The organism is Bifidobacterium phasiani, from assembly GCF_019331775.1.
Lineage (GTDB): Bacteria > Actinomycetota > Actinomycetes > Actinomycetales > Bifidobacteriaceae > Bifidobacterium > Bifidobacterium phasiani.
On sequence record NZ_JAHBBD010000016.1, the window covers coordinates 42536 to 64323 of the forward strand.

Consider the following 21788-nt stretch of genomic DNA (forward strand, 5'->3'; position numbering starts at 1 on the left):
ATGTACCTCAAGGAGCTCACGCTGCGCGGATTCAAGTCGTTCGCCTCGGCGACGACGCTGCGCTTCGAGCCCGGCATCACCGCGGTCGTAGGCCCCAACGGCTCCGGCAAGTCGAACATCGTCGACGCGCTGACGTGGGTGATGGGCGAGCAGGGCGCGAAGAACCTGCGCGGCGCCTCGATGGAGGACGTGATCTTCGCCGGCACGTCGAGCCGCCCGCCGCTGGGCCGCGCCCAGGTGAGCCTGACCATCGACAACTCCGACCGCACGCTCGACATCGACTACACCGAGGTCACGATCTCGCGCACGATCTTCCGCAACGGCGGCTCCGAATACGCGATCAACGGCTCGCAGTGCCGTCTGCTGGACATCCAGGAGCTGCTCAGCGACACCGGCCTCGGCCAGCAGATGCACGTCATCGTCGGGCAGGGGCGGCTCGACTCGATCCTCAAGGCCGACCCGAGCGGCCACCGCGCGTTCATCGAGGAGGCGGCCGGCATCCTCAAGCACCGCAAGCGCAAGGAGCGCGCGCTGCGCAAGCTCGCCAACACCGAGGCCAACCTGGCGCGCCTCGACGACCTGCTCGGCGAGATCCGCCGCCAGCTCGGCCCGCTGGGCCGCCAGGCGCGCATCTCCCGGCGCGCCGAGAGCATCCAGGTCAGCCTGCGCGACGCCCAGTGCCGCATCTGGGCCGAGGACGCGCTCGCCTCGATGACGCGCCGCGAGCAGCTGCGCCGGGAGCTCACGCAGGTGCGCGGCGAACTGAACGCGGCCCGGCACGACCTCGCCCAGGTCAAGGTGCGCATCGAACAGGTCGAGGCGCTGAGCTCGCAATCCAGCCCGGCCATCGCACGGGCCAACCAGACCTTCCACGAGCTCTCGCGCATCGAGGAGCGGCTGCGTGCGCTCGCCCAGCTGGCGGGGGAGCGCGGCCGCTCGCTGCTCGGCCAGGTGGTCGCGAACCTCGGCGAGGACCCGGACCTGCTCGAGCGCCGCGCCGCGGAGCTCGATGCGCAGGCCGAACGGCAGCGCGGCGCCGCCGCCGACGCCCGGCTCACGCTCGACAAGGCCACCGAACGGCGCGCCGACGACGAGAGGCGGCTCGCCTCGGTCCGCCAGACGCTCACCGAGCTGCGCCGCACGGCCCAGCAGCGCGACCGGCGGATCGCGAACCTGCGCGAGCTGATCGCGCGCGAGGAGTCGGCGGTCCAGCTCGCCGACACACGGCTGCACGACTTCGCCGCCCAGCGCGAGGGGCTGGTCCGCCAGCACGACGACGCCGAACGCCAGCGGCAGGCGCTGGAGCGGGAGGCCGAGACCGTGTCCGACGACGGCGGCGAGGCGCTGGAGACCGCCCGCGCCCGGCTGCAGGAGCACCAGGACGCGCTGAACGACCTGGAGCGCCGCCACCGCGAGCTCGACGGCACCATCATCTCGCTGCGGGCCAAGGCCGACGCGCTGTCGGACACGCTGGACAGCCGCAACGCCGCGGGCGCGCTGGAGCACGACGCGCATGTGGGGGCGCTGGGCCGGCTCGCCGACTTCATCCGCGTCGACGAGGGCTGGGAGGAGGCCGTCGCGCACGCGCTCGACGCCTTCGCCGGCGCGATCGTCGTGCCCGGCGAGCCGAACATCGTGCATGCGCTTGACAGGGCGCGCGACGACCGGCTCGGCAAGGCCGTCGTCATCCGCGCCGACGCGCCGGAGCCGGAGCGTCCCGTCGCGCCGGCAGGGGAGACCGCCTCGCCCGACGGGGCGCCGACCCTGGTGGCCGCGCTGGTGCACGCCAATCCGCACGCCGCCGACGCCGCGACGTCCGAGGGCGTGGTCCGCGCGGTGCGCTCGCTGCTCGACGGCGTCGCCGCGGTCCGCGACATCGAGGAGGCGCGGCGCGCCGTCGCCCACGGGTGGCGCCGCGCCGTCACGATCGACGGGGAGACCTATGCCGGCGTCGCCGCGGTCGGCGGCTCGTCGCTGTCGCAGAGCGACCTGTCGCTGGCCGCCCGGCGCGACAAGGCGCTGCAGCAGGTCGCCGAACTCTCGCAGCGCCTGGAGGACGTGGACCGCCAGGTCGCGCAGGCCCGCGGGGAGCGCGACCGGGCGCGCCTCGAGGTCGACGCCGCGGCGCAGCGGCGCACCGAGGCGCGGCTCAAGGCGCAGCAGGCCGAGCGTTCGCTGCGCTCCGCCGCCGACCGCGTGGCCGGGTTCGCCCGGCAGATCGCCGCACTGGACGAACGGACCGCCTCGACGCGCGACGACGGGCGGACGCACCGGCTCAAGCTCGAGGACCTGAACCGCGCCCTGGACTCCGCGCAGCACGCGACGGACGAGCATGACGACCTCGACGAGCTCAACGGGCGCGAACGCGAGCTGGAACGGTCGCTGAACGCCGCGCGCGAGCAGGAGATGGCCGCGAAGCTCGCTTGGAACGAGACGAACCGCAAGGCCGAATCGCTGGCGCGGCAGGCCGGGCTGCTGCACGACCAGGCGCGCGAGGCCGTGGAGCGCCGCGCCCGCATCGAACGGCTGAACGAACGCCGCCGCGAGCAGGCCGCCCGCACCGAACGCATCGCGTCGGACGCGCTGCGGACCGCGCGGTACGTCGCCGCGAGCATCAGCGGGGTCGTCGCCGAACGCGAACGGCTGCAGGCCGAATCCTCCGGGCACGACGAGACGCTCAAGGGGCTGCGCGCCCGCCGCAACGAGATCGAACCGCAGGTCGCCCGGCTGCAGGAGCGCGAGCACGAGCTCGACGTCGAGCGCGAACGGCGGGCGGCGGCCTACGGCCAGCTCACGCAGAAGGTGGCCGACGAGCTGGGGCTCACGCCGGAGGAGCTGACCGCCGATTACGCGCCCGACAAGCCCGTCCCGGTGCTGGACGACGACGGCCGCCCGGTGCCGCTGCTCGACGAGGACGGCAACCCGGTGCGTCGCGCCCGCGGCGGCGGGCCGACGGTCGGGGAGGGGACCGACGGGACCGCGGAGGCCGGCGGCGGACAGGCCCGTGACGGGGATGCCGGGGCTGCCGGCGACGCCGACGACATCGTGTACCGGACCGTGCCCTACGTGCGCGCCGAGCAGGTCAAACGCCTGGAGAAGGCGAGGCGCGACCTGGCTGCGCTGGGCAAGGTCAACCCGCTGGCCACCGAGGAGTACGACGCGCTGCAGGCGCGCAACCAGTACCTCAACGACCAGCGCGGCGACGTGGCGAAAAGCCGCGACGACCTGATGACGCTGATCAGGGACCTCGACGCCACGATGGTCGAGGTGTTCCGCAGCGCGTTCGAGGACACGGCCGCCGCGTTCGAGCGGGTGTTCGCCACGCTGTTCCCCGGCGGCAAGGGACGGCTGCGGCTGGAGGACCCGGACGACCTGCTGACCACGGGCGTGATCGTCGAGGCGAGCCCGGCGGGCAAGCGCGTCAAACAGCTGAGCCTGCTGTCGGGCGGCGAACGGTCGCTGACCGCGCTGGCGCTGCTGTTCGCGATCTTCACCGCGCGCCCCAGCCCGTTCTACGTGATGGACGAGGTCGAGGCGGCGCTCGACGACGTGAACCTGACCCGCCTGATCAACGCGTTCAACGAGCTGCGCACGCACGCGCAGCTCATCATCATCACGCACCAGCAGCGCACGATGTCGATCGCCGACGCGCTGTACGGCGTGACGATGCGCGCCGACGGCGTGACCGCGGTCGTCAGCCAGCGGCTCGACCGCGACCGGCCGTGATCCGGGCCGTCGCCTTTATAGAATCGAGGTGGATGTCGTCGCCGACGGCGGCGACGTGACGGACGGCGAGAAAGGATACGACATGGACCTGCACGAGTTCCAGTGGACGCGCGAGCCGGAGCGGTACGCGATCGGCGACGATGCGATCGAGATCACCACCAGGCCGCACACCGACCTGTGGCAGCGCACCTACTACCATTTCCGCAACGACAACGCGCCGGTGCTGCAGATGGCGACGGACGAGCGGTACTTCAGCTTCGTCGTGCGCACCGACTTCTCGGAAAGCCACCACCGCTTCGACCAGTGCGGGATCGTGATGTACCTGGATTCCGAGAACTGGCTGAAGGGATCGGTCGAATACGAGAACGACCGGTTCCAGCATCTGGGCAGCGTGGTGACGAACCACGGGTATTCCGACTGGGCGACGACCGAGATCGACGCCTCGGTGAAGTCGATGTGGTACCGGCTCAGCCGGCGCGGGGACGACTACCGCATCGAATGCTCGAGGGACGGCGAGCGTTTCTCGCAGATGCGGATCTGCCACATGCTCGAGGGCGCCGGGCCGATCCGGTTCGGCGTGTACGCCTGCTCGCCCGAGGACTCGTCGTTCACCGCGCGGTTCACCGACATGCGGATGACCGAATGCCAGTGGGCCGCCCACGACGGCCAGCAGCCCGACGCCGCGTAGCCGGCGGGCGCCGGCTGCCGTGGCGGCTGACGGGCTTTGACCGGTGTTCTGCCCGACAGGCTCTGGCCGCGTGTTCCGATCCGCAAGGTTCGGTCATTACCTTGCGGGAAATGGCGCAATGACGCCGATTCCCGCAGAGTATCGGCCAAACCCTGCGGACCGCTTCGGCGTGTCGCGCCTTGCCGCAGTCAATCGTGTGGGAACCTCCCGGCGCCGGCCTACCGCCGCAGCGCCTTGGCCCGCGCCACGGTGTCCTCGACCAGCACCGCCTGCGCGTCGATGACCGGCAGATCCGGCCGCGGGAACGCCTCGTCGAGCACGCTCAGCTCGGTGCACCCCAGGATCAGCGCGTCGCACCGGCATGCGCCCTCGGGGTCGAGCATCGTATGCAGCACCGCGTCGTACCGGCCGGCGTCGAGCGTCCCGGAGCCCTTCACATCGTCGTAGATCAGCGAGGTGATGCGCTCCTGCAGCGCGTCGTCCGGCTCGACGAACGTGTATCCGGCCTCCTCGACGGCCCTGCGGTACACGCCGGAGGCGCGCGACCCCTCGGTGCCCAGGAACCCGACGCGCGGGTACCGGTCGGCGGGGTACCGGTCGGCCAGGCGCGCGACCGCGCCGCGCGGCATGTGCAGGATCGGCACGTCGGTCAGCGCCTGGAACCGGTCGTAGAAGTAGTGCGCGGTGTTGCACGTCAGCACGATGAACGAGGCGCCCATCGCGCTCGCCTTCCCGATGTCGTCGGCGATCACGGGGAACGGGTCGTCGGCGCTGTCGCCGAGGATGAACGCGGTGCGGTCGGGCACCGAGGCGTCGTTGAACACCACGTAATCGAGATACTCCTGATCGGAGCGCGCGCCGGCGGCGCGGTTCACCAGCCGGACGAAACTCTCGGTGGCCAGGGTGCCCATGCCGCCCAGCACGGCGAAGAACGGTCGTCTCATCACACTACCTTGCTTCGGAAAACGGTTCCCGCGATTGTACCTCGCGGTCCATGGAGCCGGGGGTCGGCCATGGGGGCCGACGCTACTGGGCCTTCTTACGGAACCACGTCGCGTAGTTCTTCTCGTAGATCGAGAACATATGGCGGATCATGAGCCAGCGCAGCGGGTTCATGTCCTTCCTGTACTCCAGCGTGGTGCCCCAGTCGCCGTCGCGCAGCATGGCCAGGCCCTGGTCCTTGTCCGGGCCGGGCTCCACGTAGTTCTCGAAGATCGAGCGCGGGATCTCCAGCCACAGCTTGGATCCGCGGCCGAACAGCGTCTCGCCGTCGAACGGCGTGTCCTCGACGAGGTCCTCCACGAAGTAGCGGGCCAGGTTGAAGCCGTTGAGCGTGACGAAGTAGCTGGAGCGGCCCTGCCGCAGGTTGATCTCGAACAGCTTGTACTCGCCGTCGCGCTCGTCGTACTTCATGTCGAAGTTGGCCACGCCCTCGTATTCGATGGCCTCGAGGAACGCCTTGATGCGCCGGAACACGCCCTCGTCGTAGTCGGGGATGATCGCCGCGTAGTTGCCGACCGCCACGGGGGAGGGGTCCTCGAGCAACGGATGGCCGAGGAACATCATGCGCACGCGATGGTGCCTGTCCACGTAGGCGTTGAGCACGCGCATGCGCGAGTCGTCGCCGGGGATGAAGTCCTGGATCACCATCTCGGAGGAGTATCCGGCGTCGTAGGCGCGGCGGATGATCGTCTCCAGCTGGTCGGGGGTGTCGAGGATGTACGCCTTCTTGCGGCCCTCGAAGTCGATGTCCAGCCATTCGACGCTGTTCGCCGGCTTCATGGCCACCGGGTAGCCGAACGGCAGCTCGCGGTACGCGCCGGCACGCACCTGCTCGGCGGTCAGTGACACGGTCTTGGGGTGCGGCAGCCCGTACTGCTCGCACATGCGGTAGAACGTCGACTTGTAGGAGAGCCGGCGCGCCAGCCGGATGTCGAGCGTGTTGTACACGTAGTACCGCTTGAGGTCGTCGCCGCACTGGCTGAGCAGGTTCGCGTACACGTCGCCGCACGGGATGAGCAGCAGCACGCGGTCCGGGTCCTCCTGCTTCATGCGCCGGCCCTCGGCGAGCATCGTGTCGCGGAAGGTGACGAAGTTGTTGAAGTCGGGCACGATCTTCACGTCGACGATCTTGCTGAACTTGGTCGGGCTGAGCTGGAAGTACGCGTACGCCTTCGAGACGATGCCGTACGCCTCGTGGAACGCCCTGGCCATGCCGTAGACGTTGATGTCGCTGCCCAGCAGAATCGGTTGGAATCGTGTCATGGTACCTCACCTTAGCGCGTGGTGGCTACGTGGCCGCATGGCCGGGACCCGGCCGGTCGGCCTGCGGACGGGTCTCAGCCGGCCACGCCGAGCGCCCGGCGGGCGATGACGGCGTCGCCCTCGTAGGGGACGGGCCTGCCGTCGATGATGTTGCGCAGCTCGTGGCCCTTGCCGATGAGCAGCACGATGTTGAAGCGGTCCGCGTGGGCGCGCGCGTCGGCGATCGCGGCCTCGATGGCCCGCTCGCGCGGGACGATCACATGCGTCTCGGCGTTCGGGTCGGTCACGTACGAGCGCATCTGCTCGGCGATCTCGCGCGGGTCCTCGAAGTTCGGGTCGTCGAGCGTGAAGTAGAACGACTCCGCGCGGCCCAGCGCGCCCCGGACGATGCCCTCGCGCCGGTCGATGGCCTTGCCGCCGGTCGACCCGGCGACCAGCGTGATGCGCGGGTTCCTCGCCCCGTAGACGCGCACGATCTCGTCGACCAGCGTCTTGCAGGACAGGTAGTTGTGCGCGAAGTCGACGTAGACGAGCAGGTTGTCGCCGCCGACGATGCGCTCCATGCGCCCCGGCACCTGCACCCGTTCGATGGCGCGCACCGCCGGGTCGTCGGCCGGCACGCCGGCGCGGACGGCGATGGCGACGGCCGCCGCGGCGTTGACGATGTTGAATGCGCCCGGCATCGTCAGTTCGAACGAGCCCAGGTCGCGGCCATCGACGGCCATCCGGAACCCGGCGGGGTTCCCGGGGTCGATGCGGGTCTCCACCAGCGCGCGGCGATCGCCGGCGGCCGCCGCGCCCGTGCCGTCCGCGTCGGCCGCACCGTCCGGGCGGAAGTCGAACAGCGACACGTCGACGCCCGCGGCCGCGGCGTCCTGCTCGATGAGGCCGCGGTGCGCGCAGTCGGCGCCGAGCACCAGCGTCCGGCTGTTGCGCACGATCTGCCGCTTGCAGCGGAAGTAGTCCTCGAAGGTGGGGTGTTCGATGGGGCTGATGTGGTCGGGGGAGATGTTCAGGAACGCGCCGACGTCGAAGGTCAGGCCGTGGACGCGGTGGACCTTGTAGGCCTGGGAGGAGACCTCCATGACCAGGTAGCGCATGCCTTGGTCGACCGCCTGGCGCATCATGCGGAACGCGTCCAGCGACTCGGGCGTGGTGAGCTTGGACTGGACGTACGTATGGCCGTCCAGGCAGGTCTGCTCGGAGGAGAAGAGCGCGGCGTGGCCGTCGGAGTAGTCGTTGAGGATGGCGTGGGCGAGGTAGGCGGTGGTGGTCTTGCCCTTGGTGCCGGTGATGCCGACGACGGTGAGCCGGTCCTGCGGGCGGCCGTAGAACTCCGCCGACAGCAGGCTCATCGCCTGGTGCGCGTCGTCGACGATCAGCCCGACGGCGCGCGTGCGGTCCGAATGGTCGGCCTCCGCCACGTAGGCGGCCAGGCCGCGCCCGTCGATGCCGTCGAGGAACTCGTCGCGGAACCGGCCCTTGACGAACAGCAGCGAGCCGGGCGTCACCGTGCGCGTGTCGTAGGTGATGGCCGGGATCGCCTCGTGCGCGCCGGGCACCTGCTCGGCGTCCAGCGTCCAGCGTCCGTCATGGATGATCTCGCGCAGCAGATGGTGCTCGTCGAGCAGTCGTGCCGCCGATGCGATGGTAAGCGTCGCCGACAAGGTGTGCATAGTCCCCTGACCTCTCATCGTCCGAAGGGGACCGTCCGGCCCCCATACCATCAGACGATGCTACCGCAAGGGCTCGCTCAGCAGGCGTTTCACCACACAATCATCACCCTCGTAGGGCACGTGGCGGTTCAGGTCCTTGATCCAGCGTTCGTCGCCCTTGCCGATCACCAGCACGACGTCGGTGCGCCCGGGGTGGCTGCGGGCGTCGCGCAGCGCGTCGCGGATCGCCTCGACGCGGTCGACGACGACCGCCGTCTCGACGCCCGGTTCGGTGACGTGGCGCAGCATGTCGTTGCAGATGTCGAGGTACGGCTCGGTGTCCGTATCCTCGGCGGTGAACACGAAGCGGTCGATGCGCCGCTGCGCCGCCTCGACGATCTCCTGGCGGCGGTCGATGGCCTTGTTGCCGGCCGCGCCGGTGACCAGCGTGATGTGCGGGGCCGCCGCGCCGTAGCGCCGGTCGACGTGGTCGAGCAGCGCTACGACGCTGGAGTGGTTGTGCGCGTAGTCGACGATGACGGTGGTGTCGCTCGCCTCGTCGGTCTCGACCTCCATGCGCCCCGGCACGCGCACCCGTTCGATGGCGCGGAACGCCGTGTCGTCGGCCGGCACGCCGGCCTGCAGGGCGATGGCGGTGGCCGCCGCGGCGTTCGCGACGTTGAACGCGCCCGGGATCAGCAGGCGGAACGCCCCCAGGTCGCGGCCGTCGGCGGTCAGGCGGAACGCGTCGTCGGCGCCGTCGATGCGGGCGGTCACGCGGCCGGCGCGCGGCGCCTCGGCCGCGGGGACTCCGGGGATGTCTTCGACGCCGGCCCCGCCCTGCGCCGGCGCGACCTCGAACTCGGCGAGCGCGGCCCCGGCGCGGGCGGCATCCTGCCGGATCAGGTCGGCGTGGTCGCACGCCGTGTTGAGCACGAGGGCCCGGGCGTTGTATGCGAGGCGGCGTTTGCAGTACAGGTAGTCCTCGAAGGTGGGGTGTTCGATGGGGCTGATGTGGTCGGGGGAGATGTTCAGGAACGCGCCGACGTCGAAGGTCAGGCCGTGGACGCGGTGGACCTTGTAGGCCTGGGAGGAGACCTCCATGACCAAGTAGCGCATGCCGTTGCCCACCGCCTGGCGCATCATGCGGAACGCGTCCAGCGACTCCGGGGTCGTCAGGTCGGATTCCTCGTAGGTGCGCCCGTCGAGGCAGTTGTCGACGGAGGAGAAGAGCGCGGCGTGGCCGTCGGAGTAGTCGTTGAGGATGGCGTGGGCGAGGTAGGCGGTGGTGGTCTTGCCCTTGGTGCCGGTGATGCCGACGACGGTGAGCCGGTCCTGCGGGCGGCCGTAGAACTCCGCCGACAGCAGGCTCAGGGCCTTGCGGGCGTCGGTGACGATCAGCCCGGGCGCGGCGGTGCGCTCGGACAGGTCGGTTTCGGCCACGTAGGCGGCCAGGCCGCGTTCGTCGAGGCCGTCGAGGTATTCCGGGCGGAAGCGGCCCTTGCACACCAGCAGCGCGCCGTCGGCCACGGTGCGCGTGTCGTAGGTGATGGACGCGAACGGCCGGTCGGAGTCGGCGACGTCGGCGGCGTCCATCGTCCAGGTGCGGCCGTCGATGATCTCATCGAGCAGACCGTGCTCGTCAAGGATCCGTGCGGCGGATTGCAGCGTCAGTGTCACGGCGGGTCTTCTTCCTGTTGCGGCGGGCAAATACGGTAATCAAAGACCCATAAGCTGAAAAATTCCTGAATGCCGTCGTTGTAGATGTGGAATCGTCGGAAAAATTACTGCGAATATTTCGGTCGGGTGGTGGCCTCGGGGACTTCGCTTCCCCGCCGAAGCGCCGTCGGGACCGTCATGGTCGGACGGCGCTTCGGGGGCTCCATCCGACCGCGGACGTCACAGCCAGGAGTCGCGCACCGGACGGCGGCCGCGCTGCTGCAGCCAGCGGTTGTACGAGTCGCGCCAGGCGTCGTGCGCCTCGCGCTGCCAGGCCATCAGCCCGTCCAGCGTGATGCGCCCGACCTGCGGGTACAGCGTCGTCATCGGGCGGATCAGATCGACGGCGGCGATGGTGTCGCTGGTCGCCTCGTGGAAGTCGCCGCTGGGCTCGACGCCGTAGTATTCGGTCGTGTACGTCAGCGTGCGCTTGCCCGAGCGCCGCGACACCGAGCGGTCGATGACCAGCGGGTCGACCACCAGCATCTCGGCGCCCTCGCCCATGCGCTCCTCGACCGAGCGCAGCCGCCAGCGGGCCAGGTCGGCGGCCAGCATGCGCACGTCGAACGGGGCGTTGTAGGCGAGCAGCGGGATGCGCTTGCGCTGGGCGGCGGCGATGACGGCGGCGATGCGCTCGAGCGCGTCGACCGGCTCCTCGCCGTGTTCGGCCAGGAACTCGTCGGTGAACCCGTTGATCTCGCTGGCCTTGGCGCTCATCCGGCGGTGCGGGTTGACGATCCACTCGCCGATGACATCCGCCCCGCCTCCGGCGGCGGGGTCGCGCAGCACCAGCGTGGCCGAGACGATGGCGTCGCGGCCCGCGTACGTGCCGGTGGTCTCGGTGTCGAAGCCGAGCAGCCAGGACTCGGCAAGCGTGGTGTCGGTGGACTGTGCGGGGGCGGCGCCGATGGCGTCCAACAAATTCGTCATGGCCTCCATTGTCGTGATGGTTCAGACAACCGGCGCGATGCGGGGGCGTGCCGCCGGGGCGCGGGCGGCCGGTACAATGGGGAGCTGTGACTGACGAGCATACGGAGACGATGGCGGAGCGGCGCGAGCGCTTCGAGCGGCTGGCCATGCCCGCGGTCAACGCGCTGTACCGGCAGGCGATGAAGCTGACCAACAATCCCGACGACGCGCAGGATCTGGTGCAGGACACCTTCGAGCGCGGCTTCAAGGCCTTCGACTCGTTCCAGCCCGGCACGAACTTCGAGGCGTGGATGACCACGATCGAGCGCAACGCCTACTTCAACCAGTACGCCAAGGCCAAGCGGCGCCCGCAGCGGGCGAACGACTCGACCGGCGAATACGACGACTGGGACATCTACTCGGCCTCCGAGCACACGTCGGAGGGACTGAAGTCGGCCGAGCAGGAGTACCTGGACACCTTCGCCCCGGAGGAGATCATGGCGGCGCTCGCCAAGCTCAGCCCCGAGCGGCGGCAGGTGTTCATCGACGCGGCCATCGACGGCAAGTCCTATCAGCAGGTCGCCGACGAGCAGGGCGTCAAGATCGGCACGGTGATGAGCCGGCTGAACCGCGCCCGCACCCAGCTCAAGAAGGAGCTGGCCTCCTACGCCCGCGACCGCGGGTACGGCGTGGGCCGTGGTTCCGCGAACCGCGAACTCGCCGGGAGCGGCCATAATGGAGGTATCGATGGGAAGGAGCAGGCATGAGCCAGAAGATCGAACGGCATAGCCGCATCTCCATCACACGACAGACCGCGGCCGGCGTGACGCACACCGACGTGCACATCACCGAGGTCGGCGCGGACGAGTGCTTCGACCCGGAGTCCTGTTGCGACGAGCGGGAGCGCGCGCTGATCGCCGCGCTGCGCGCGTATCTGCGGCCCGAACAGGCCCCCGAATGCCTGGTGCGGCGGCTGCGGGCCACCCTGGACCACTGCTGCGACGAATACCGGCGCTGACCGCTTCCGGTCGCGACCCGGTTGGCGAGCCCGGCTTTGTGGTCCGGTTTTCTGCGGTCCGGCCGCCACGGCTCGGATGCCATGGTCCGGTTTCCTTGGTCTGGTCTTCGTGACCCCTCTGCACCCCGGCTGCGGTGGCATGGCTGCCATGGCCTGGGTTCCGTGATTCGACTGTCGTGACGTGACCGTCGCGGGTCGGTTTCCGTGGTTTTGGCTGTTGTGGCATGGCTGTGATGGTTTTCCGTGATTCGGCCGTCAGTTTGGTTGCTGCGGCCCGGTTGGTGTACCCTGGCTCCTCCATGGCATGACCGCCAATCCTGGGTTTCGTGACTCGGTTCCGTGACTCGGGTTCCTTGGTCCGCTCTCCTTGGTCCGGCCGTTGCCAGCGTCGGTTTTGGTTGATAAACAACGGGGCGACTGCGTTTTAGCAGACGCTGGGCGATCCCCAGTGTCGTTTCGGTAGCACAGGTGCCGCCGCAAGTGCTACCGAACCGACGCTGGAACAGAAGACGGCCGCGTAGCGCGCATAACACGCCCGGACAACGCCGATGACACCGACACCGGACACACTCTGGCCTATTGGCCCATAACTCGCCGGACGACCATGACACACCTGACATGACTGGTAAGACCCACTTTTCTTTACTTAACCCGTCGGTTCTCGGGCGCCCTGCGCTCATTGCCCCCATGCGCATATGAAAGGGCCCGCACCGACCGGCGGTGCGGGCCCTCGGCTGCCCACGACTCAGGCGTTCGGCCTCTTGCCGTGGTTCGCTGCCTTTTTGCGACGCGCCTTGCGCTTACGTCCGCGCATGCCCATGATGGACTCCTTTACTGAACAATTGACAAGCCTACGGGATTATCGCACATCCGTGCGACGTTCACAAATCCGGGCGTGGGAGCTCAGGCCTCGACCATGCGGATGAACAGGTCGGTGGAGGAGGTCTCGCCCGGCGCGATGACGATGAGGTCGGCGCCGGTGTTGAACGCGTTCGCGTAGGCGGTCTGCGGCTCGACGGCCACGCCGGAGGGGTGGTTGTCCGGGGCGAAGCCGGTGGCGGTGCACACCTGGAACGAGGTGATCGTCTCGTCGCCGCCGACCTCGACGGCCATGCCGTCGGGACGGCGGAACACGGCGGTCACCGTGCCGTCCTCGGCGTGGCGCAGGTCGGTCCACGCGTCGTCGTACGGCTGCTCGGTGAACAGGCGCGGCTCGCGGAAATCGTACTTGGTGCCGTCCACCGGCTCGGTGCCGGTCGGCAGCAGGCGGTCGTCGACGGTCACATGCGTGTCGGCGGGCAGGGTCAGCGAGCACTGCGCGTTCTGGCCGTCGATCTCGTCGCCGTAGCCGTCGAAGCCGTTGTCGAGCCACGGATGGATGGCCAGCGCCCACGGGGCGTTGACGTCGCCGTGGTTGGTGGCCGCGATGGTGATGGACAGGCCGTCGTCGCCCAGCGTGTAGGTGGTGGCCACGGTCAGGTCGAAGGGGTAGCCGGCCATGTTCGGCGAACGCCACGACAGCGTGACGCTCGATTCGGTCAGCGATTCGAGCGTCCAGTAGGCGCGGTAGCCGTAGCCGTGGATCGCGTTGTTGCGGTCGTGCTCGTCGATCGGCAGCTCGTAGGTCGCGCCCTCGAAGGTGTAGACGCCGTCCTCGATACGGTTCGGGTAGGGGATCAGCTGCTGGCCGCTGCTGGCGGGGGCCACCTGGTTCTCGCCGAACGGGACGATGACGTTGCTGCCCTTGTAGGTCAGCTTGCGCATCGCGGCGCCGAGCTCGGTGATGACGGCGACGTAGTCGCCGTGCATGATGGTGTACTGGTGCCCGGTGCGCGGGGTCAGGGTGTGGGACATATGCATCACTCCATAGTGAAAGCGTGGGTGTTACCGTTCACCATCGTACTGCCGATCGCGGCGTGCGGCAGAGGCGCGTCGAGGGCCCGTCCGGCGTGTCGCGGCGGTGAGGGGCGGCGTGGCGGGCGGCGGGCACGATGGCGTGTCGCCGTGCGCCACGGGCCGTCCGGCGCCCCCGTCCGCCCGAGGCCGGGGGCGCCGGGCGCGGCGGACCGGTAGGATGGCGGGCAGGGCAACGCGACCATGTCGGAGGTGTACGGTGACGAATACGGCTCAGATGCAGGGGACCGACGGATCGGGGGCGGCGGCCGGGCGCATCGTCCTGGCGGACCCACGGGGGTTCTGCGCCGGGGTGGACCGCGCCATCCTGACCGTGCAGACGATTCTGAGGTCCGCCGGTGCGGTCCGGGGCGACGGGCTGCCTCCGGTGTACGTGCGCCGGCAGATCGTGCACAACCGGCACGTCGTCGAGGAGCTCGCGGCGCAGGGCGCGGTGTTCGTCGAGGAGCTCGCCGAGGTCCCCGACGAGGCCGTGGCGGCGGGCGTGCCGGTGGTGTTCTCCGCGCACGGCGTCTCGCCCGAGGTCAAGGCGGAGGCCGAACGGCGCGGCATGCACGTGGTCGACGCGACGTGCCCGCTGGTCAGCAAGGTGCACCGCGAGGTGCTGCGGTTCGTGCGCGAGGGGTACGAGATCGTCTACATCGGCCACCGCGGGCACGACGAGGCCGTCGGCGTGGTGGGGGAGGCGCCCGGGCACGTGCACCTGATCGAGCACGAGTCGGACGTGGAGCTGCTGGACTTCCCGCCGACGACCAGGCTCGTCCTGCTGACGCAGACCACGCTGAGCGTCGACGAGACGGCCGGGACGATCGCCGCGCTGAAGCGGCGCTTCCCCTGGCTGCAGATGCCGCCCAGCTCGGACATCTGCTACGCCACGTCGAACCGGCAGGCCGCGGTGAAACTGGTGGCCGAGCAATCGGACTGCGTGGTCGTCGTCGGATCGGCCAACTCGTCGAACTCGGTGCGGCTGATGGAGGTCGCGCAGGAGGGGCTCGCCGGGCGGGGCCGGGCCTGGCGTGTGGACGACGCCTCCGAGCTGGAGCGCGGGTGGTTCGAGGGGGTCTCGACGGTCGGCGTCTCGTCGGGCGCGTCGGTGCCCGACGAGCTGGTGCGCGGCGTGGTCGACGCGCTGCGCGGCTTCGGGTTCACCGAGGTCTCGACGGTGGGGACCGTCAAGGAGAACATGCACTTCGTGCTGCCGGCGGAGCTGCGGCAGCGCGCGTCCGCCCGCGGCTGAGACCGGCGGCGGGCCCGACGCGCCCGACGCGCCTACCAGGTGCCGATGGGCGCGGCGAGCGCGCCGAGCACGGCGATCAGATCGCCCGGCGCGATGCCGATGCTGAATCCGCGCTTGCCGCCGGAGACGAGGATCTCGTCGAAGCGCAGCGCGCTGTCGTCCAGCACGGTCGCATGCCGCGTGCGCTGGCCGAACGGGGAGATGCCGCCGACCACGTAGCCGCTTTCGCGCATCGCGACCTTCGGGTCGGCCATCACCGCCTTCTTGGCGCCCACCGCGGCGGCCAGCGCCTTGAGGTCCATATGCCCGCTGACCGGCACCACGCCGACCACCCGGGCGTCGCCGGTGTCCGCCATCAGCGTCTTGAACACCTGATGCTCGTCGAACCCCAGCTTGCGCGCGGCCTCGATGCCGTAGCCGTCGTCCATGTGGTCGCCCGAATGCTCGTAGACGTAGGTGCGGAACGCGACGCCCGCGCGCTCCAGCTCCAGGGTCGCCGGGGTCGAGCCCCTGCCCTTGCCGTTGCCATGCCTTGCCTTGCCCACGCCCTCCATCATAGGCGCGGCCCGCGGACGCGCGACGGGCAGCGGGCCGGACGGGCGACAGAGCGACGGAGGCCTATCGGAGCCCCACAACGAACAACGGCGGGGGCCGTGCATCCCGGATTGCCGGGATGCACGGCCCCCGCCGTCATATCGTCGGACTGTCCGTCACGAACCGTGCGGCCGAGGCCGCGTCGGCTCACTCGGAGATCTCGGCGAAGTACAGCAGGGTACGCACCATGTTGGAGGTGAAGCCGTACTCGTTGTCGTAGAAGGCGACGGTGCGCACGAGCTGGATGCCGTCCACCTCGTTGACGTCCGTCTGGGTCGGGTCGAACACGCCGCCGTGGGTGTCGCCGACGATGTCGCCGGAGACGATGCCGTCGGCGTTGTAGCCGTAGTACTCGCAGTCGGCGAAGGCCTCCTTGAAGGCCTCGTTGATCTCATCGACGTTGGTCTCCTTCTCGAGCACGGTGAAGAGCTCGGTCACGGAGCCGTCCGGGACCTGGATGCGCTGGGCGTGGCCCTGCAGCTTGCCGTCGACCTCCGGCACGACCTTGCCGATCGCCTTGGCGGCGCCGGTGGAGTGCGCGATGGTGTTGACGGCGGCGGCGCGCAGGTCGCGGCCGTTCTTCTTGCCGCGCGGGCCGTCGAGGATCATCTGGGTGCCGGTGTAGGCGTGGATGGTGGTCATGAAGCCGACCTTGATGCCCCACTTGTCGTTGAGCAGCTTGACCATCGCGGCCATCGAGTTGGTGGTGCAGGAGCCGGCGGACACGATGTTGTCCTCGGCCTTGAGGATCTCCTGGTTCACGCCGTAGACGACCGTCGGGGTGGTGGCGTCCTTGGCCGGGGCGGAGATGAGGACCTTCTTGGCGCCCGCGTTCAGGTGGGCCTGCGACTTCTCGGCGGAGGTGTAGAAGCCGGTGCACTCGAGCACGAACTCGACGCCGTCGTTCTTGACCCACGGGATGTTGTTCGCGTCCGGCTCGGCGTAGACCGGGTACTCCTTGCCGTCGACGACGATGGCGGAGTCGGTGGAGGAGACCTCGACCGGGGTGCCGTCCACGTGCTTGAAGGTGCCGTGAGTGCTGTCGTACTTCAGCAGGTACGCCAGAGCGGACGGGGAGGTCAGGTCGTTGATCGCGGCGACCTCGATATCGCCGGCTTCGCCACCCTTCTCCTGCAGCTCGAAGATGCGGCGGAACGCGAGACGACCGATACGACCGAAGCCGTTGATACCAATCTTGACTGTCATGTAGTTCTCCCTTGGGGATTGGCCGCCGCGCGCCTTCGGAGACCTCCGGGCACGCTTCGGCCGTTGAATACCAACAACTTGTACTTTAGTGCGCCGTCCGTGTTTGGGCAAAGCGACGTGCTGGGCCGTGAGATGAATTTTCGGTTTCTTCCGTTAACGCTCACAGTCCGGGCGCCCCGCTTCGTCCCCCGGCCGGACCGGCAGCCGGCGCGCCGGGGCCTCCGCCCGGCTCAACCGGCGACCGGGGGCTGCGCGGCGGCGTGCGCCGGGCGCGCCGGGACCGCCAGCACCGGCGAGACCTCGGTGTCCAGCGCGCCGAGGTCCCCGGAGAACCCGTGGAAGTGCCGCACCTGCGGCAGCGGCGCCTCCGACGGGAACGTGACGACCAGCGTGCCGTGGTGCACGTCGATCGCGGAGGGCACGCCGCGCAGGAACTCGTTGCTCACCCCGTTGACGCGGCTGTTCGTCATCCGCGCGTGCCTCAGCCGGTACTTGAGCCCCGGCTCGTTGACGTCGAGCGACTCGTCGGTGTGGGAGAACACCGACACCATGCGCCCCTCGGCCACGTCGTTGGCGGGGAAGCGCAGCTCGCCGTCGCAGATCGCGGTGACGACCGTGCCGTCGCCGTGCAGGAACCCGACGCCGCCGCGCTGCGCGACCAGCGCCATGAGCTGGATGTTGGCGATCGTGTGATCGATGCGCCCGCCGAGCCCGCCGTGGATGTGGAAGCGGCGGCATCCGTGCGCCCAGCCGATCTTGAGCGCCGACAGCATGTCGGGGTCGTCCTTCTCCGCGGGCAGCGCCACCGTGCGCTCGCCGTCGGCCGGGCGGCGGCCGCGCAGGGAGTCGAAGTCGCCGATGACGACGTCGGGCTCGATGCCGAGCTCGCGCAGGTGGTCGAGCCCGCCGTCGGCGGCGACGACGAACGCGCCCTCGGGCACGACGGGGGCGGCGCCGTAGTACTCGCCGGCGCCGAAGATCACACAGGTCGGGGATTCGTCCATGGCTACCACGATAGCGTCGGGGACGGTCCCGGGGTGCCGCCGGCCACGGGGACACGCCTGGGGCGTCGGGGGACGACGGGGTTCATCGAATCTTAACTATGTGCGGCAAGCGCCGGCACGGCAACGGTTCGCGCGCGCCCGCACCCGGACGTACCCCTGGGATAACCCCGACCTGCACAATGTGTATACATTACGGTTGATATATTGGCTTTCAGCATTCACTCAGGAAAGACAAGGTCCGTAAAGGAGCGCCGTATACATGTGCGGTATCGCCGGTTTCGTCAACGACATGCCCATCGACGTGAAGTGCCCGGTCCTCAAACGCATGACCGACATGATCGCGCACCGCGGTCCGGACAGCGAGGGCCGCTACGTCGACGAGCACGCCGCGCTGGGCCACCGGCGGCTGAGCATCATCGACCTGGAGGGCAGCTCCCAGCCGATCTACAACGAGGACCGCACGCTGGTGATCACCTACAACGGCGAGGTCTACAACTACCGCCCGCTGCGCGAGGAGTTGATCGCGCTGGGCCACGAGTTCACCACCGAGGGCGACACCGAGGTCGTGCTGCACGGCTACGAGCAGTGGGGCCCCGACGTGCTCAAGCGCCTGCGCGGCATGTTCGCCTTCGTGATCTGGGACACGACGACCCGCACGCTGTTCGGCGCCCGCGACCACTTCGGCATCAAGCCGTTCTACTACGCGCTGATGAACGGCACGTTCATGTACGCCTCGGAGATCAAGGCGATGCTGCCGCACCCGGACTTCGTCAAGGAGCTCAACGCCGACGCGCTCAGGCCGTACATGACCTTCCAGTACCCGGCGATCCCCGAGACCTTCTTCAAGGGCGTGTTCAAGCTGCCCGAGGGGCACTGGTTCACCTACCGCGACGGCCGCATCGACATCCACCGGTACTACGACGAGACCTACACCGAGGGCGACATGGGCCTGGACGAACTCGTCGACACCATCGACCGCACCGTGTGCGAATCGGTGGAGGCCCACCAGATCGCCGACGTCGAGGTCGGCTCGTTCCTGTCCAGCGGCGTCGACTCCAGCTACGTGGCCGCTGTCGCCCGCCCGGAGCACACCTACTCGATCGGCTTCGGCAAGGGCACGTACAACGAGTCCCAGCAGGCCGCGGAGCTCGCCGGGATCATCGGGCTGAACAACACCACCGAGTCGCTGGGCGGCGACGAGGCGTTCGCGAACTTCCCGCTGATCCAGTGGCATCTCGACGAGCCGGACTCGAACCCGTCCTGCGTGCCGCTGTTCTTCCTGTCCGAGCTGGCCAGCCGCGACCTGCGCGTCGTGCTCAGCGGCGAGGGCGCCGACGAGCTGTTCGCCGGCTACATCGACTACGGCGTGCACACGCGCTCGAAGGCCATCAAGGTCGTCACGCGCATGCTCACGCGCCTGCCCGCCGGGATGCGCCACGCGATCGCGCGCTTCGCCAAGGGCAGGACGTTCCACGGCGCCTGGCACCTGTACGCGAACCTCGCGCCCGCCGAGGAGAGCTTCATCGGGCAGGCCAGGGTGTTCACCGAGGCCGAATCGGACCGCCTGCTCAGGCCCGAGTACCGCAACGGCCCGAGCGTGGCGGACGTCGTGGGCCGCATCTACGGGCGCGTGCGCGGCACGGACATGTCGGAGCTCAAGCGCAAGCAGTACCTGGACATGCACCAGTGGATGCCCGGCGACATCCTGCTCAAGGCCGACAAGCTGACGATGGCGCACTCGCTGGAGCTGCGCGTGCCGCTGCTCGACAAGGAGCTGATGGCCGTGGCCGAGCAGGTGCCGACCAAGTGGCTGATCACCGACGAGAACACCAAGTTCGCGTTCCGCCGGGCCGCGGCGCGCCACCTGCCCAAGGAGTGGTACGACCGCGAGAAGCTCGGCTTCCCGGTGCCGATCAAGGTCTGGCTGCGCCAGGAGAAGTACTACCGCCACGTCCGTTCGCTGTTCGGGCAGGAGTGGGTCTCGCGGTTCTTCGACCGCGACGCGCTGCTGCGGATGGTCGACGACAACTACGAGGGCCGCACCGACGACCGCCGCAAGATCTGGACCGTGTTCACCTTCCTGACCTGGTACGACGTGTACTTCAACCACGACGGGCGCCGCCCGGAGCCCGCCGAGGTCGCCTGACCGGCCGCGACACGCCCGTCCCGGGGTGTGGTACACTATCCAAGGCTTGAGAAATCAAGAAAGCGGGTTGTTCCCCACCTGGAAGCCTTTCAAGGGTTCGGGTCCCAGGCTAAGGCCTGACGGCGCTCCTCGGAGCGGCCGCACGCAGGCGCCGCATCGGCGCCGCTCGCATGATGACCATGTGTCGCCACGGCGTCGCCGTGCCATGCGCTTGCCCGGACCAGGACCCCGCCGAACGGCCAGGGGGAGGGGCGGACCCGCGCAGGAACACAGAGGATTGGAGTCATCATCAGCGACGAACCACGCATTAACGACGAGATTCGCGTCTCCCAGGTACGCCTGATCGGTCCGAACGGCGAGCAGGTGGGGGTCATCGCGACCTCCGTCGCGCTCAACCTGGCCAAGGAAGCGAACCTCGATCTCGTCGAGGTGGCGCCCAACGCGAAGCCTCCGGTCGCCAAGCTCATCGATTACGGCAAGTTCAAGTACAACGAGAAGATCAAGGCCCGCGAGGCCCGCCGCAATCAGAACACGGCGGAGATCAAGGAGATCCGCTTCCGCCTGAAGATCGACGACCACGACTTCGAGGTCAAGAAGGGGCATGTCGCCCGCTTCCTCAACGGAGGCGACAAGGTCAAGGTCACCATCATGCTGCGCGGCCGCGAGCAGTCCCGCCCGATCGGCGGCGTGGAGCTGCTGCAGCGCCTGGCCGCCGACGTGGAGGAGTACGGCACCATCGAGTCCGCCCCCCGGCAGGAGGGCCGCAACATCATCATGACGCTGGCCCCGAAGGGCAAGAAGGTGCACACGCAGTCCGAACAGCGCCGCCGCGGCGCCGAGTCGCGCGCCGAACGCCAGGCCCGCCAGGCCGCCCGCCTGGCCGCCAAGCAGGAGGCCCAGGCCCAGGCGGCCGCCGCCGCCCAGGCCGTGGTGAACGGACGGTCCGACGATGCGAAGACTTCCGCGAAGAACACAACAACCAAGGAGGGCAGCAATGCCGAAGATGAAAACTAATTCCGCCGCTTCCAAGCGTGTCCGCGTGACCGGCAAGGGCAAGCTGATGCAGGTGGGCAGCTCGATGCGCCACAACCTCGAGCACAAGTCGGCCCGCAAGCGCCGCGCGCTGTCCGCCGACCAGGTGCTGGCCCCGGCCCAGAGCAAGAAGATCAAGAAGCTGCTCGGCATGTGAGCCGTTGCGCGATCGTCAAGACGTCAATAGAAAGCTGAGGAAATAGATTATGGCACGTGTCAAGCGCGCAGTGAACGCCCACAAGAAGCGTCGCGTCGTTCTCGAGAGGGCCTCGGGCTACCGCGGCCAGCGCTCCCGCCTGTACCGCAAGGCCAAGGAGCAGCTGCTGCACTCCTTCACCTACAACTTCCGCGACCGCAAGGCGCGCAAGGGCGACTTCCGCAAGCTGTGGATCCAGCGCATCAACGCCGCCGTCCGCGCCGAGGGCATCACCTACAACCGCTTCATCCAGGGCCTGAAGCTGGCCGGCATCGAGCTGGACCGCCGCGCCCTGGCCGAGCTGGCCGTTTCCGATCCGGAGACCTTCAAGGCGATCGTCGCCGAGGCGAAGAACGCGCTGCCGGCCGACGTCAACGCTCCGGCCGAGGCCTGAGCCGTTTCCGGCCACGCGTCACCGACGGGCACCCCTTAAGGGGTGCCCGTTCTGCGTTCCGGCGCGGGGGCGCTATCGGAGCCGG

General features: G+C 69.2%; 19 protein-coding genes. 9 read left to right on the forward strand and 10 right to left on the reverse strand.

Annotated elements, in window-relative coordinates; translation table 11 throughout:
- Together smc and KIH73_RS07445 are read left to right on the forward strand one after the other, a co-directional pair.
- Complete coding sequence (smc, locus tag KIH73_RS07440; protein WP_219082107.1) at positions 1 to 3726, forward strand: chromosome segregation protein SMC; 3726 nt, start codon at positions 1 to 3, stop codon at positions 3724 to 3726.
- Between the two features lie 28 nt (positions 3727 to 3754).
- A complete protein-coding gene (locus tag KIH73_RS07445; RefSeq protein WP_338023976.1) occupies positions 3755 to 4414 on the forward strand; it encodes a DUF1349 domain-containing protein in 660 nt (219 codons plus the stop codon).
- Between the two features lie 218 nt (positions 4415 to 4632).
- Here KIH73_RS07445 and KIH73_RS07450 read toward each other — a convergent pair whose 3' ends face one another.
- The 5 genes from KIH73_RS07450 to KIH73_RS07470 all read right to left on the reverse strand — a co-directional run bounded on the left by KIH73_RS07450 (position 4633) and on the right by KIH73_RS07470 (position 10983).
- Positions 4633 to 5358: an aspartate/glutamate racemase family protein gene (locus KIH73_RS07450; RefSeq protein WP_219082109.1), complete on the reverse strand. Its 726-nt coding sequence runs from the start codon at positions 5356 to 5358 to the stop codon at positions 4633 to 4635.
- Between the two features lie 82 nt (positions 5359 to 5440).
- Positions 5441 to 6679, reverse strand: a complete 1239-nt coding sequence (locus tag KIH73_RS07455) for a carboxylate--amine ligase (protein ID WP_219082111.1) — start codon at positions 6677 to 6679, stop codon at positions 5441 to 5443.
- A 74-nt stretch (positions 6680 to 6753) separates the two neighbouring features.
- The gene (locus KIH73_RS07460) at positions 6754 to 8355 is read right to left on the reverse strand and encodes a UDP-N-acetylmuramoyl-L-alanyl-D-glutamate--2,6-diaminopimelate ligase (protein WP_219082113.1); all 1602 of its coding nucleotides are present in this window, start codon (positions 8353 to 8355) and stop codon (positions 6754 to 6756) included.
- 60 nt (positions 8356 to 8415) lie between these two features.
- Positions 8416 to 10014: a UDP-N-acetylmuramoyl-L-alanyl-D-glutamate--2,6-diaminopimelate ligase gene (locus tag KIH73_RS07465; protein WP_219082115.1), complete on the reverse strand. Its 1599-nt coding sequence runs from the start codon at positions 10012 to 10014 to the stop codon at positions 8416 to 8418.
- Positions 10015 to 10233: 219 nt separating this feature from the next.
- On the reverse strand, positions 10234 to 10983 hold the full coding sequence (locus KIH73_RS07470) for an exonuclease domain-containing protein (protein ID WP_219082117.1): 750 nt from the start codon (positions 10981 to 10983) through the stop codon (positions 10234 to 10236).
- A 110-nt stretch (positions 10984 to 11093) separates the two neighbouring features.
- Here KIH73_RS07470 and KIH73_RS07475 point away from each other — a divergent pair, with 110 nt between their 5' ends.
- On the forward strand, positions 11094 to 11729 hold the full coding sequence (locus KIH73_RS07475) for a sigma-70 family RNA polymerase sigma factor (protein ID WP_236022656.1): 636 nt from the start codon (positions 11094 to 11096) through the stop codon (positions 11727 to 11729).
- Positions 11726 to 11980, forward strand: a complete 255-nt coding sequence (locus KIH73_RS07480; RefSeq protein ID WP_219082121.1) for a hypothetical protein — start codon at positions 11726 to 11728, stop codon at positions 11978 to 11980. The genes KIH73_RS07475 and KIH73_RS07480 overlap by 4 nt, the downstream gene beginning before the upstream one ends.
- 745 nt (positions 11981 to 12725) lie before the next feature.
- On the opposite strand, the gene KIH73_RS11220 is transcribed toward KIH73_RS07480, so the two are convergent.
- Positions 12726 to 12800 (reverse strand): 50S ribosomal protein bL37, encoded by a 75-nt coding sequence (locus KIH73_RS11220; protein WP_369803150.1) that lies wholly within the window; start codon positions 12798 to 12800, stop codon positions 12726 to 12728.
- An 83-nt stretch (positions 12801 to 12883) separates the two neighbouring features.
- Positions 12884 to 13834, reverse strand: coding sequence for an aldose 1-epimerase family protein (locus tag KIH73_RS07485; RefSeq protein ID WP_219082123.1), 951 nt, complete (start codon positions 13832 to 13834; stop codon positions 12884 to 12886).
- Between the two features lie 277 nt (positions 13835 to 14111).
- Here KIH73_RS07485 and KIH73_RS07490 point away from each other — a divergent pair, with 277 nt between their 5' ends.
- Positions 14112 to 15131, forward strand: coding sequence for a 4-hydroxy-3-methylbut-2-enyl diphosphate reductase (locus tag KIH73_RS07490; RefSeq protein ID WP_219082149.1), 1020 nt, complete (start codon positions 14112 to 14114; stop codon positions 15129 to 15131).
- A 32-nt stretch (positions 15132 to 15163) separates the two neighbouring features.
- Here the strand turns inward: KIH73_RS07490 and ybaK are convergent, their stop codons facing one another.
- From ybaK to KIH73_RS07505, 3 genes are all read right to left on the reverse strand, one after another.
- The gene (gene ybaK / locus KIH73_RS07495; RefSeq protein WP_219082151.1) at positions 15164 to 15685 is read right to left on the reverse strand and encodes a Cys-tRNA(Pro) deacylase; all 522 of its coding nucleotides are present in this window, start codon (positions 15683 to 15685) and stop codon (positions 15164 to 15166) included.
- A 187-nt stretch (positions 15686 to 15872) separates the two neighbouring features.
- Entirely contained in the window at positions 15873 to 16931 is a 1059-nt protein-coding gene (gap, locus tag KIH73_RS07500; protein WP_219082125.1) for a type I glyceraldehyde-3-phosphate dehydrogenase, read from the reverse strand.
- Between the two features lie 230 nt (positions 16932 to 17161).
- Complete coding sequence (locus KIH73_RS07505) at positions 17162 to 17935, reverse strand: thiamine diphosphokinase (RefSeq protein ID WP_219082127.1); 774 nt, start codon at positions 17933 to 17935, stop codon at positions 17162 to 17164.
- A gap of 259 nt (positions 17936 to 18194) precedes the next feature.
- On the opposite strand from KIH73_RS07505, the gene asnB reads away from it, so the two are divergent.
- The 4 genes from asnB to rplT all read left to right on the forward strand — a co-directional run bounded on the left by asnB (position 18195) and on the right by rplT (position 21703).
- Entirely contained in the window at positions 18195 to 20081 is a 1887-nt protein-coding gene (asnB, locus tag KIH73_RS07510; protein WP_219082130.1) for an asparagine synthase (glutamine-hydrolyzing), read from the forward strand.
- 276 nt (positions 20082 to 20357) lie between these two features.
- Positions 20358 to 21095, forward strand: a complete 738-nt coding sequence (gene infC / locus KIH73_RS07515) for a translation initiation factor IF-3 (protein WP_219082154.1) — start codon at positions 20358 to 20360, stop codon at positions 21093 to 21095.
- A complete protein-coding gene (rpmI, locus tag KIH73_RS07520) occupies positions 21076 to 21270 on the forward strand; it encodes a 50S ribosomal protein L35 (RefSeq protein ID WP_219082132.1) in 195 nt (64 codons plus the stop codon). Before infC ends, rpmI begins: the two co-directional genes overlap by 20 nt.
- Positions 21271 to 21319: 49 nt before the next feature.
- Entirely contained in the window at positions 21320 to 21703 is a 384-nt protein-coding gene (gene rplT / locus KIH73_RS07525; protein WP_219082134.1) for a 50S ribosomal protein L20, read from the forward strand.
- Positions 21704 to 21788 lie beyond the last annotated feature (85 nt).